Source organism: Arenivirga flava, from assembly GCF_030161575.1.
Classification (GTDB): domain Bacteria; phylum Actinomycetota; class Actinomycetes; order Actinomycetales; family Microbacteriaceae; genus Arenivirga; species Arenivirga flava.
Genome location: NZ_BSUL01000001.1, coordinates 2,495,283 through 2,507,408 on the forward strand (window position 1 = coordinate 2,495,283; position 12,126 = coordinate 2,507,408).

11 protein-coding genes and 1 pseudogene are annotated in these 12,126 nt (G+C 70.1%); 6 read left to right on the forward strand and 6 right to left on the reverse strand.

Annotated elements, in window-relative coordinates:
• Positions 1 to 4 precede the first annotated feature (4 nt).
• The 3 genes from mmsA to QQK26_RS12055 form a co-directional block, all read right to left on the reverse strand.
• On the reverse strand, positions 5 to 1,534 hold the full coding sequence (mmsA, locus tag QQK26_RS12045; protein ID WP_284233080.1) for a multiple monosaccharide ABC transporter ATP-binding protein: 1,530 nt from the start codon (positions 1,532 to 1,534) through the stop codon (positions 5 to 7).
• A 105-nt stretch (positions 1,535 to 1,639) separates the two neighbouring features.
• A complete protein-coding gene (chvE, locus tag QQK26_RS12050) occupies positions 1,640 to 2,758 on the reverse strand; it encodes a multiple monosaccharide ABC transporter substrate-binding protein (RefSeq protein WP_284233083.1) in 1,119 nt (372 codons plus the stop codon).
• A 397-nt stretch (positions 2,759 to 3,155) separates the two neighbouring features.
• Entirely contained in the window at positions 3,156 to 4,223 is a 1,068-nt protein-coding gene (locus QQK26_RS12055; RefSeq protein WP_284233085.1) for a LacI family DNA-binding transcriptional regulator, read from the reverse strand.
• A 185-nt stretch (positions 4,224 to 4,408) separates the two neighbouring features.
• Between QQK26_RS12055 and QQK26_RS12060 the strand changes: the two genes are divergently transcribed.
• Positions 4,409 to 5,743 carry an MFS transporter gene (locus QQK26_RS12060; protein WP_284233088.1) on the forward strand — a complete coding sequence of 445 codons (1,335 nt, stop codon included), beginning with the start codon at positions 4,409 to 4,411 and terminating at the stop codon, positions 5,741 to 5,743.
• 195 nt (positions 5,744 to 5,938) lie between these two features.
• Here QQK26_RS12060 and QQK26_RS12065 read toward each other — a convergent pair whose 3' ends face one another.
• The 3 genes from QQK26_RS12065 to QQK26_RS12075 all read right to left on the reverse strand — a co-directional run bounded on the left by QQK26_RS12065 (position 5,939) and on the right by QQK26_RS12075 (position 8,040).
• Entirely contained in the window at positions 5,939 to 6,229 is a 291-nt protein-coding gene (locus QQK26_RS12065; protein WP_284233090.1) for a hypothetical protein, read from the reverse strand.
• 114 nt (positions 6,230 to 6,343) lie between these two features.
• On the reverse strand, positions 6,344 to 7,675 hold the full coding sequence (aspS, locus tag QQK26_RS12070) for an aspartate--tRNA(Asn) ligase (RefSeq protein WP_284233093.1): 1,332 nt from the start codon (positions 7,673 to 7,675) through the stop codon (positions 6,344 to 6,346).
• A 65-nt stretch (positions 7,676 to 7,740) separates the two neighbouring features.
• Positions 7,741 to 8,040, reverse strand: a complete 300-nt coding sequence (locus QQK26_RS12075) for a hypothetical protein (protein ID WP_284233094.1) — start codon at positions 8,038 to 8,040, stop codon at positions 7,741 to 7,743.
• Positions 8,041 to 8,235: 195 nt separating this feature from the next.
• On the opposite strand from QQK26_RS12075, the gene QQK26_RS12080 reads away from it, so the two are divergent.
• The 5 genes and pseudogenes from QQK26_RS12080 (at position 8,236) to resB (ending at position 12,123) form a co-directional block, all read left to right on the forward strand.
• Entirely contained in the window at positions 8,236 to 8,493 is a 258-nt protein-coding gene (locus QQK26_RS12080; RefSeq protein ID WP_284233096.1) for a hypothetical protein, read from the forward strand.
• A 107-nt stretch (positions 8,494 to 8,600) separates the two neighbouring features.
• Positions 8,601 to 9,041: pseudogene (locus QQK26_RS16525) on the forward strand (histidine phosphatase family protein); the annotation flags it as partial.
• A gap of 142 nt (positions 9,042 to 9,183) precedes the next feature.
• The gene (locus QQK26_RS12090; protein ID WP_284233100.1) at positions 9,184 to 9,780 is read left to right on the forward strand and encodes a TlpA disulfide reductase family protein; all 597 of its coding nucleotides are present in this window, start codon (positions 9,184 to 9,186) and stop codon (positions 9,778 to 9,780) included.
• A 2-nt stretch (positions 9,781 to 9,782) separates the two neighbouring features.
• Complete coding sequence (locus QQK26_RS12095) at positions 9,783 to 10,523, forward strand: cytochrome c biogenesis CcdA family protein (RefSeq protein WP_284233102.1); 741 nt, start codon at positions 9,783 to 9,785, stop codon at positions 10,521 to 10,523.
• A complete protein-coding gene (gene resB, locus QQK26_RS12100) occupies positions 10,507 to 12,123 on the forward strand; it encodes a cytochrome c biogenesis protein ResB (protein ID WP_284233104.1) in 1,617 nt (538 codons plus the stop codon). Before QQK26_RS12095 ends, resB begins: the two co-directional genes overlap by 17 nt.
• The last annotated feature ends 3 nt before the right edge of the window (positions 12,124 to 12,126 follow it).

Genomic DNA, 12,126 nt, shown 5'->3' on the forward strand with positions numbered 1-12,126 from the left:
GCTGTCAGTCCTTTTCCTTGGTCATGTACTGCATGAGCACTTCGGGGTTGGCCTCGGCGATGGGGACGTCAGCGGTGATGCGTCCCTCCGAGAGGGTGTAGATGCGGTCGCAGATGCCGAGCAGCTCCGGCAGCTCGGAGGAGATGACGATGACCGCCTTCCCCTCGCTCGCGAGCTTGTTGATGATCGTGTAGATCTCGTACTTCGCCCCGACGTCGATGCCGCGGGTGGGCTCGTCGAGGATCAGCACGTCGGGGTCGCTGAACATCCACTTCGACAGCACGACCTTCTGCTGGTTGCCGCCGGAGAGCTTGCCCGTCACCGCTTCGACGTTGGGCGCCTTGATGTTCATGCTCTTGCGGTAGTCGTTCGCGACGACCGTCTCGCGGCCGGCGTCGACGAAGCCGCCGCGGGCGAGCTTGCCGAGGGCGGCCATCGAGATGTTCCGCTTGATGTCCTCGATGAGGTTGAGGCCGAACTGCTTGCGGTCCTCGGTCGCGTAGGCGAGGCCGTGGCCGATCGCCTCCTTGACGGAGTGGGCGCGGATCTCGGAGCCGTTCTTGTAGAGCTTGCCGGTGATGCCCTTGCCGTACGAGCGGCCGAAGACGCTCATGGCGAGCTCGGTGCGGCCGGCGCCCATGAGGCCCGCGATGCCGACGACTTCGCCGGCGCGCACGTTGAGGTTCGCGTGGTCGACGATCACGCGGTTCGGGTCCTGCGGGTGGTGCACGGTCCAGTCCTCGATGCGCAGCACCTCGTCGCCGATGGCGGGGGTGCGGTCGGGGTAGCGGCTCTCGAGGTCGCGGCCGACCATGCCCTTGATGATGCGTTCCTCCGAGATCTCGTCCTCCTGCAGGTCGAGCGTCTCGATGGTGCGGCCGTCGCGGATGATCGTGACCTTGTCGGCGATGGCTTTGATCTCGTTCAGCTTGTGGCTGATGATGATCGACGTGATCCCCTGCCCGCGCAGGTGCGAGATGAGGTCGAGCAGGTGGGCCGAGTCGTCGTCGTTGAGCGCAGCGGTCGGCTCGTCGAGGATGAGCAGCTTGACGTCCTTCGAGAGCGCCTTGGCGATCTCGACGAGCTGCTGCTTGCCGACGCCGATCTGCGAGACCGGGGTGATCGGGTTCTCCTTCAGGCCGACCCGGGCGAGCAGCTTGGCCGCCTCCTGGTTGGTGCTGTCCCAATCGATGAAGCCGCGCTTGGACTGCTCGTTGCCGAGGAAGATGTTCTCGGCGATCGACAGGTAGGGGCTCAGCGCGAGCTCCTGGTGGATGATGACGATGCCCGACTTCTCGCTGTCGCGGATGCCGCTGAACGACATGACGTCGTTCTCGAAGACGATGTCGCCCTCGTAGGTGCCGTGCGGGTAGACCCCGGAGAGCACCTTCATGAGGGTGGACTTGCCGGCGCCGTTCTCACCGCAGATGGCGTGGACCTCGCCGCGGTTCACCTGCAGGTTGACGTTCTGCAGCGCCTTGACGCCGGGGAACGTCTTGGTGATGTCCTTCATCTCGAGGATGGTGTGGGCCATGCCCTGCCTCACTTCGCTGTGTTCGGGTGATGCTGCTGGTCGGGATGCGTCCCGACCGGGGTCAGGCCCGGTCGCCGAGGGCGACCGGGCCCGCGAGGGAGCCGATTACTGCAGCTCGTCCTCGGTGTAGTAGCCGGAGTCGACGAGGACCTCGGTGATGTTGTCGGCGGTCACGACCACCGGGTCGAGCAGGAACGCCGGGACGACCTTCTCGCCGTTGTCGTAGTCCGTGTCGTTGTTGGTCTCGGGCTCCTCACCGTTGAGCAGGGCGTCCACCATCTCGACGGCCACGGTCGCGAGCTCGCGGGTGTCCTTGAAGATGGTCGAGTACTGCTCGCCCGCGAGGATGGACTTGACGGCGCCGAGGTCGGCGTCCTGACCGGTGACGATCGGGAAGTTGTCCGCGTTGTACTGGCCCGAGCTGTTCAGACCGGCGATGATGCCGACCGAGAGCACGTCGGCGGCCGAGAGCACGCCGTCGAGCTGGGCGCCGCCACCGGCGGTGACCAGGTTCTCCATGCGGTCCTGGGCGTTCTCCGGCAGCCAGCGCAGGATCGAGGCCTGCTCGAACTCCGTCTGGCCGCTGGGGACGACGAGGGTGCCGTCCTCGAGGTAGGGCTCGAGCACCGACATGGCGCCGTCCCAGAAGAAGGTGGCGTTGTTGTCGTCGTTGGAGCCGGCGAAGAGCTCGACGTTGTACGGGCCGGCCTCGCCGGTCTCGTTGCCCTCGGCGTCGAGCACGCCCAGGCCGGTCAGCAGCGAGGTGCCCTGCTGCACGCCGACGCGGAAGTTGTCGAAGCTCGCGTAGTAGTCGACGTTCTCGGTGCCGTTGATGAGGCGGTCGTAGGCGATGACCGGGATGCCCTGCGAGGCGGCCGACTCGAGCACGTCGGTGAGCGTGGTGCCGTCGATCGAGGCGACGATGAGCGCCTTGGCGCCCTGGGCGATCATGTTCTCGATCTGCGAGACCTGCGTGGGGATGTCGTCGTTCGCGTACTGCAGGTCGGTCTCGTAGCCGAGCTCCTCGAGCTGCGAGACGACGTTGTTGCCGTCGTCGATCCAGCGCTCGGAGGACTGGGTCGGCATGGCGATGCCGACGAGGGCTCCGTCGTTGCTGCCCGGCTCGGCCTCGGTGCCGGCGCCGCCACGGCCGCCGGAGCAGGCTGCGAGGGTCGTCGCGAGACCCAGCGCGGCGATGCCGATGAGGAGCTTGCGTGCTTTCACTGTGTGTCCTTCCAGACGTCGTTGTCATGCGGCACGGGATGCGATTCCTGGTGCGGAGCGCTCCGGTCGCCGGGTCGCCGTGAGGCTGGCGGTGCAGGGGAGGGGCGGAGATCGCATCCGAAGGGCGCGCGGTGATGCCGCTGCACTTCGTCGTGGTCTTCACCCCGGGTCTTCATCGCCCGGCCGTGTGATGCGGCCGGCCCAGTTGCAATGTGAACGGTCACATTGCGTGAGGCCACTTTACTCACGGCGTCGGGGGTGTCAAGCCGGGTGGCCGATCCGTGATAACCGACCGCTGGAAGGGGATGCGCGGCGGTCGGATCCCGCGCCGCAGGGGCGGCGGCGCAGCGGCGAGCTCAGCGCACTGCACCGCAGGGGCGGCGGCGCAGCGCCAAGCTCAGCGGAAGCGGCGGAAGGCGCGGTCGGGGTCGTGCGGCGGCGGGGGTGCGGTCGATCCGCGCACCACCAGCTCGGCGGCGATGAGCTCGTGATAGCGCTGCTCGTCGCCCTCGATCTGCCCCAGCAGCATGTCCACGCACCGCGCGCCGAGCAGCTCGAAGCGCTGCCGCACCGTCGTGAGCGGCGGCCAGAAGTGCCGCGCGTCGGGCACGTCGTCGAAGCCGACGACGCTGACGTCGCCCGGCACGTCGAGCCCGGCATCGCGGAAGGCATGCAGCACGCCCAGCGCCATCTGGTCGTTCGAGGCGAACACGGCCGTGAAGTCGAAGCGCCCCAGCATCTGCGTGCCGGCGTAGTAGCCGAAGTCCGCGGTCCAGTCGCCGAGGATCGGCGGCCGGGTGCCCAGGTCGTTCTCGCGGATCTCGGCGAGGAAGCCGTCCATCCGCGTCTGGGCCTCGATCCAGTCCTGCGGCCCGGCGAGGTGCTCGATCTCGGTGTGGCCGAGCTCGATGAGGTGCCGGGTCGCGAGGCGCGCGCCCTGCTCCTGGTCGATGGCGATCGTGTGCCCGTCCTTGCGACCGGAGGCCTCGAGGGTGACGAGGGGCAGGTCGGGCGAGAGCTGCTGGATCGCGTCGAACACCCGCGTCTGCGGCGCGATCACCACGAGCCCGTCGATGTTCTGCCGCATCAGGTGGTCGAGCGCCGAGCGGATGGAGGGCGGGTCGGGCAGCGCGATCGTGGCCGTGCTGACGAAGTAGTCCTTGGCGCGCGCGGCGACCTCGATGCTCTGCAGCGTGAACGACGGCCCGTAGCTGCGGGCGTCGGAGAGCAGCACGCCGATCACCCGGCTGCGGCTCGTCACGAGCGCGCGGGCCGCCTGGTTCGGCCGGTAGCCGAGCTCGTCGATGGCGTCGAGCACCTTCTGCCGCGTGGCGGGGCGGATGCTCGGACTGCCGTTGATCACGCGCGAGACGGTCTGGTAGCTGACCCCGGCCTCGCGGGCGACGTCGCGGATGTTCGGGGCGCGGCTCTGACCGGAGGTCGCGGGCGGGCCCGGATCGGTCATCAGCGTCGTCGCTCTCGTGGGGATGTGGCGGGATGTGTACGGTCACATCCGGTGGGGTGACCATCATCATGCCACCACCGACGCGCAGCGGGGACGACGGAGGAGCGGATGCCCTCTAGCGTGGTCTCACCCCCGCACCTCCATCCGCCCGCATCGCTGCGCGCCCGCATCCGCTCGAGGACACGATGACCCACGCCCCGCTCACGCGACCGGAACGCCTGGACCGGCTGCCGTTCACCCGTCGGCACGGCCGCCTGCTCGGCGGCTCGGGCATCGGATGGGCGCTGGACGCCCTCGACGTCGGGCTCATCTCGTTCGTCATCGCGGCGCTGCGCGTGCAGTGGCCCGAGAGCGTCGACCAGCTCGGGCTGGTCGCCTCGGCCGGCTTCGCGGGCATGGCGATCGGCGCCGCCGTCGGCGGTCTGCTGGCCGACCGGCTGGGCCGCAAGAACGTCTTCGCCATCACGCTGCTGGTCTTCGGACTGGCGACGGGCGCCTCGGCGCTGGCGATGAGCGTGCTGGCGCTGATCCTGCTGCGCTTCGTGGTGGGCCTCGGCCTCGGCGCCGAGCTGCCGGTGGCGTCCACGCTGATGAGCGAGTTCGCGCCCAAGCGCATCCGCGGGCGCGTGCTCGTGATCCTCGAGGCCTTCTGGGCGATCGGATGGATCGGCGCGGCCCTGGTCGGCTACCTCGTGATCCCGGCCGGGGGCGAGCACGGCTGGCGCTGGGCGCTGGCGATCGGCGCGCTGCCCGCGATCTGGGCCGCGGTGGTGCGCTTCGGGCTGCCCGAGTCGGTGCGCTTCCTCGAGAGCCGGGGGCGCAGCGACGAGGCGGAGCGCATCGTGCGCGACTTCGAGCGGTCGGCGGGTGTGGAGATCCCCGCCGAGACCGCCCCCATCCCGCCGGCGGCGAAGGCCGGCACGGTGGCGGAGCTGTTCCGCGAGCGACGCACCCGCCGCACGGTCGCGATCTGGACGGTCTGGTTCACCGTCAACTTCTCGTACTACGGCGCCTTCATCTGGCTGCCGTCGATCCTCGTCGCCGAGGGCTACAGCCTCGTGCAGTCCTTCGAGTACACGCTGCTCATCACCCTCGCGCAGCTGCCCGGCTACGCCGTCGCCGCGTGGCTCATCGAGGCGTGGGGGCGTCGCGCGACGCTTGCGACCTTCCTCGCCGGCTCGGTGCTCGCGGCGGTGCTGTTCGGCTACGGCGCGGTCAGCGGCAGCGAGACCCAGATCATCCTCAGCGGCATGCTCATGTCGTTCTTCAACCTCGGCGCCTGGGGCGCGCTGTACGCGGTCACGCCCGAGCTGTACCCGACGTCGCTGCGCGGCACGGGCAGCGGATGGGCGGCCGGCGTCGGCCGCATCGCCTCGATCATCGCGCCGCTGGTCGCCGGCGCGCTCATGGTGAGCGCGGGCCCGACTCCGCTCTTCCTGCTCTTCGGCGGCGTCTTCGCGGTCGCGGCGCTGGCGGCGCTGGCGCTGCCCGAGCTCAAGGGCAGGGCGCTGGCGGAGTAGCCCGTGGCGCGCGGCTCGTGGCCCGCGGCGCGCGGCGCGCAGCCCGCAGCCGTCGCCGAGCGTCGAGGCAGTACGCGAGCGACACGGCGGTACCGGGATGCGTGCGGCTTCGACGTTCGCGTACTGCATCGGCGGGTTGCGCGGCTGCTCGCCGGGTGCGGGTTGTGCGGCTGCCCGCCCGGCGCCGGCGTGCGGCTACTCGCCCGGCGCCGGCGTGCGGCTCGAAAAGCTGACCGGCTGCTCCAGCGAGCCGCCGACGCTGTTCTCGGTCGCGACCAGGAAGAGCACGCCGAGCACCGCGACCACGAGGATCGCGATGAGGATGCCGATCAGCCAGCGCAGGCCCTCGAAGGACGAGTGCGAGGCCTCCTCGGTCGGGTTGACCCCGCCCACGCGCAGCACGCCGGAGTCGACCGGGTCGCGCCGCGCACCGGTGCCCTGCTGCACCAGCGGGTCCTCATCCGCTCGTTCGTCGGGCGAGCTCATGTCAGGTGAGCATCCCGACGAGGCCCGAGCCGATCATGCCGACGCCGAGCAGGCCGATGATGATCCAGATCGCGATGCGCTGGATGCCGGGGCCCTTGTCCTTCGGGTCGAGGCTCACGGCAGCAGGCGGTTCGGTCCGCGGAAGAGGTAGGTGACCTCGCGGATGGAGGGCTGGTGCAGCATGAGCATCATCACGCGCTGCAGGCCCATGCCGAAACCGCCGTGCGGCGGCACGCCGTGGCGGAAGAAGTCGAGATAGAACTCGAGCTCCTTCGGGTCCATGCCCTTCTCCTCGGCCTGCGCGATGAGCACGTCGACGCGGTGCTCGCGCTGCGCGCCCGTCGAGATCTCGACGCCGTTGAACAGCAGGTCGTAGCTGTTGGTCAGCGACGCGTCGTCGTCGTGGCGGCGGTGGTAGAACGGCCGGATGCCCGTGGCGTAGTCGGTGACGAACACGAACTCGTGGCCGTACGTCTCCTTGACGTGCTCGCTGAGCTGGCGCTCGCCCTCGGGGTCGAGGTCGCCGTCGGCGCGGGGCACCTCGTAGCCGTGGGCCTTCAGGATCTCGTGCGCCTCGGCGAGCGGGATGCGCGGGAACGGCGCGGTGGGCACGACGATGTCGACGTCGAACGCGGCCTTGATCGCGTCGCCGTGCTTGTCCTTGACGGCCTGCAGGCCGGCGACGAGCAGCTGCTCGTGCATGGCCATGACGTCCTCGTGCGAGTCGACCCAGCTGATCTCGGCGTCGACCGAGGTGAACTCGGTGGCGTGCCGCGAGGTGAACGAGGGGTCGGCGCGGAAGGCGGGCGCGATCTCGAAGACCTTGCCGAAGCCGGCCGGCTGGGCCATCTGCTTGAAGAACTGGGGGCTCTGCGCGAGGTACGCCTTGCCCTCGAAGTACTCGATCTCGAAGAGCTCGGCGCGGCTCTCGCTGGCGCTGGCCATGAGCTTGGGGGTGTGGATCTCGATGAAGTCGTTGTCGACCCACCAGGTGCGCAGCGCGTGCTCGAAGGTGGTCTGCGCGCGGAAGACGAGGTTCTGCTCGGGGCGGCGCAGGTCGATGAAGCGCCAGTCGAGGCGCTTGTCGATCGAGCTGTCGTCGGCGATGGGAGGCTCGGGGAACGCGAGCGAGGCGACCTCGAGCGAGGCCAGCTTGACCTCGATGCCGCCGAGCTTGACGCGCTCGTCGTGCTTGAGCTCGCCGGTGACGCGCACGAAGGAGCCGGTGGTCAGGCCGGAGATCGCCTCGGTCGTCGCGACCGCGGCGTCGTTCGTGCCGTCGCTCTCGCGGGTGGCCGGGTTGACGACCTGCACGGAGCCGGTCTCGTCGCGCAGGATGACGAACTGCACCTTCTTCTGATCGCGCACCGTCTCGACCCATCCGGCGATGGTGACGGTGCCGTCTTCACGGGCGGCGAGGTTCTTGACGAGGGTGCGTTCGGTCACGGAGCACGAGTCTACGCGGGGGCCGTCGCGCCCGCTGAGCCGCTGCTCAGGGGCGCGATCGGCCGTCAGCGCCGCTTCGCCGGGGTCGGCTCGCCGAGCAGCGAGACGAGCTCGAAGCGCCGACGGCTGGGCCGGCGTCCGGCGCGGGCGGATGCGGGCGGCCCGACGAGCGCGGACTGCGCCGCCGCGAGGGAGCGGAAGCGGCCGAGCTCGCGAGCGACGTGGTCGGTGAGCCGGAAGCGGTCGGAGGCGGTGCGCTCGGCCATGCCGGCGAACTCGCCGTCGACGGTGGCCACCCAGACGCCGTCGTCGACGACGGACCAGGAGTGCGCGGGCAGGTTGGAGGGACGGAGGGATGAGGTCATGCGAGTACTGCAATCCGGGCGGCGCCCTCGGTGCATGAAGGGGGCCCGTTCGATGATGGAGCTGCTCTGCGAGCGACGTGTCACAGCCGACGATGCACGATCGGGGCGTCACGAGAACAGCGTGTTCGAACAAGTGTACGGCATGCCGCATCCGGCCTCTCAAGGAACGTCCAGGCATGGCGTACGCTCGCCACCATGGCGAGACGACGGACGGATGCGACGGGCCCGGCCCCGGAGCGTCGTGACCGCTTCGGCGACTTCTTCCGGGGCCTCGACGGACGCCTGCTGCCCTGGCTCGGACCGCCGCCCCTCGGCCCCTACGACGAGCCCGAGCCGCCCGCCGTCGCCGTGCGCGCCTGCCCGATGTGCGGCCAGCCGATGTCCGAGCACGAGTACGGCCAGGTGGGGCAGCGGGTGACGGTGCGCTGCCCTGCGCGTAACGATTCCGCCTGAGCTTCTACGCATGGTCGAACGCCCTCCGGGGCCGACCTACACTGGAGCGCGTGCCTGCCGACCGCCTCCATCTCGTGCGCCACGGCGAGGTCCACAACCCCGACGGCGTGCTCTACGGTCGGCTCGAGGGGTTCCGCCTCTCCGAGCGCGGGCAGGCCATGGCCGCCCGCAGCGCCGAAGCGCTCCTCGGGCGCGGCGCGTCCGTCACCCGGCTCTACGCCTCGCCGCTGCAGCGCGCGCAGGAGTCCGCTGCCCCCTGGGCCGAGCGCACGGGTCTCGAGATCCGCACCGAGCCGCGCATCATCGAGCCCACCAACGTCTTCGAGGGCAAGGCCTTCGGGTTCGGCCCCGGCCTGCTGAAGCACCCCGCGCACTGGCGGCACGTGCTCAACCCGTGGAAGCCGAGCTGGGGCGAGGCCTACGCCGACATCGCGCAGCGGATGCTCGCCGCGATGGCCGACGCGTGGGACGAGGCCGACGGCGGCGACGTCGTGATGGTCAGCCACCAGCAGCCGATCTGGATGGCGCACCGCTTCATCGCGGGCGAGCGGTTCATCCACGATCCGCGCAAGCGCCGCTGCGCGCTCAGCAGCATCACCTCGTTCGAGCGACCGGGGGCCGCTTCGCTGAGATCCGCTACCAGGATCCGAATGCAGACTCGGGCGACACCCCCATCGACCGAGGAGCAGTGTGAACGCACGCGCCCGTCTCGTCGCCGTGCTCGCGGCCGTCGCCCTCCTGGCGACCGGCTGCACGAGCGCCAACGACGAGCTCGCCGACCAGTACCGGTCCGGCGAGAACCTGAACTACATCTCCGGCGACGGCACCGTCACCGAGTTCGACGCCGAGGAGCGGCAGGAGCCCGTCACGTTCGAGGGCGTCGTCGAGGACGGCTCGGAGGTCTCGAGCGAGGACTACGCCGGCGAGGTGCTCGTCGTCAACTTCTGGTACGCCGAGTGCCCGCCCTGCCGCGCCGAGGCGGAGCTGCTCGAGCAGACCCACCAGGCCTACCGCGAGCAGGGCGTCGAGTTCCTCGGCGTCAACGTGCGCAACCAGGCCGACACGGCGCTCGCGTTCTCGCGCACCTTCGGCATCACCTACCCGTCGATCATGGATGCGGACACCGGATCCGCGCAGCTGGCCTTCGCGGGCACGGTCGCGCCGAACGCGGTGCCGACCACGCTCATCCTCGACCGCAAGGGGCGCGTCGCGGCCCGCATCCTCGGTCAGGTGACCGACGAGAGCACCTTCAACACCCTCATCCGCGACACCATCGCCGAGGACTGACCATGGGCGGCAACCCCTTCGCCGAGACGATGCTGCAGGGCTCGCTGCTCGTCGGCGTGCCGATCGCGCTGCTCGCGGGCCTCGCCGCCTTCCTCTCGCCCTGCGTGCTGCCGCTCGTGCCCGGCTACCTCGGCTTCGTCGGCGGGCTGAGCTCCGGCCGGAAGGACCGGCGCCGGCTGCTGCTCGGCGTCGCCCTCTTCGTGCTCGGCTTCTCGGTCGTCTTCGTCGCGATGAACACGGCCTCCGGCGCGGTCGGCTTCTGGCTGGGGCGCTGGGAGGAGGTGATCACGCGCGTGATGGGCGTGATCGTCATCCTCATGGGCTTCGTGTTCCTCGGCTTCTTCGGCCTGCTGCAGCGCACCGTCAAGCCGAACCTCTCGCCGCGCGCCGGGCTCATCGGCGCGCCGCTGCTCGGTTTCGTCTTCGGCATCGGCTGGGCGCCCTGCATGGGCCCGGTCCTCGCCACCATCGTGCTCATCAGCCTCGACGGCGGATCGCCCGCCGCGGGAGCCCTGCTCGGTCTCGCGTACTCGCTGGGGCTCGGCATCCCGTTCCTGCTCGTCGCGCTCGGCTTCGGCTGGGTCTCGAGCTCCGTCGCGTTCGTCAAGCGGCACATCCGCATCGTCAACATCATCGGAGGCGCGCTGCTCGTGGTCATCGGTCTGCTCATGGTCTCGGGGGTCTGGTCCGCGATCATGCGGAGCCTGCAGGGGGTGATGGCGAGCTATGGCACGATCCTCTGACGGTTCCAAGGCCACCGAGGGCGTGCTGCGGCCCTCGGACCACATCGACTCGACGCCGGCCGACGGCGGCGGGCTCAACGAGCCCAAGCTCGGCGTGCTCGGCTACCTGCGCTTCTTCTGGCGGCAGCTCACGAGCATGCGCACCGCGCTCGTGCTGCTGCTGCTGCTCGCGGTCGCGGCCGTGCCGGGCTCGCTCGTGCCCCAGCGCAGCGCCGACCCGAACGGCGTCGCGCAGTACTTCGTCACGAACCCCGACCTGGCGCCGATCCTCGACTCCATCCAGATGTTCGACGTCTACACGTCGGCGTGGTTCTCGGCCATCTACCTGCTGCTGTTCGTCTCGCTCGTGGGCTGCATCATCCCGCGCATCCGCCACCACTGGCAGGCGATGCGCGCGCGGCCGCCGCGCACGCCGAAGCGCCTGTCGCGCCTCGAGGGCTTCGTGCGCGACGAGCGCGCGGAGGGCACGGTGGCGGATGCGGTCGACGCCGCCGAGAGGACGCTCAAGCGGGCGGGCTACCGCACCGAGCGCTACGGCGACTCGGTCAGCGCCGAGCGCGGCTACCTGCGCGAGACCGGCAACCTGGTGTTCCACTCCGCCCTCGTCGGCGTGCTCGTGACGGTCGGCGTCGGCGGCGGCTTCGGCTACCAGGGCCAGAAGATCATCGTCGAGGGCCAGACCTTCGTGAACACCCTGCTGGCCTACGACTCGTTCAGCCCGGGGCGCTTCTTCGACCAGGACGCCCTCGACCCGTACTCGATCACCCTCGACCAGCTCGACGTCGTCTACGAGGAGGAGAACCTCGACGCGCTCGGGCAGCCCACCGACTTCACCGCGCACGTCGACCTGCTCGACCAGGACGGCACGACCAGCGACGGCGAGATCAAGGTCAACCACCCGCTGCGGGTGCACGGCAACGACGTGTTTCTGCTCGGCAACGGCTACGCGCCGGTCATCACGGTGCGCGACGGCGAGGGCAACATCGCCTTCAGCGAGGCCGTGCCCTTCCTGCCGCAGGACGCCAACCTCACCTCGCTCGGCGTCGTCAAGGTGCCGGATGCGCTGCCGGAGCAGCTGGGGCTCGTGGGCTTCGCGTACCCGACCCAGGGCTACCTCGACTCCGGAGCGATGACCTCCGTCTACCCGGACGACATCCGTCCCGTGGTGAGCTTCAACGTCTTCACGGGCGATCTCGGCGTGGACGACGGCATCCCACGCTCGGTCTACGAGCTCGACACCCGCGACATGACCCAGGTCGCGGGCCGTGGTACCGACGTCGACGCGATCATCCTCGAGCCCGGGCAGACGCAGGATCTGCCAAACGGTTTGGGCAGCGTGACCTTCGAGTCGATGCCGCGCTTCGTCTCGGTCGACGTGCACCACGACCCGAGCCAGCTGTGGGTGCTCGTGTTCGCCGTGCTCGTGCTGCTCGGCCTGCTGAGCTCGCTCTTCATCCCGCGCCGTCGCGTCTGGATCCGCGTGACCGCGGGTGCCGACGGCGGCATCGTCTCCGAGTACGCCGGGCTCGCCCGCGGGGAGGACCCCGGCCTGAGCGCCGCCGTCTCGGCCCTCGCGAAGCAGCACGCGGATAGGCTGTGACAC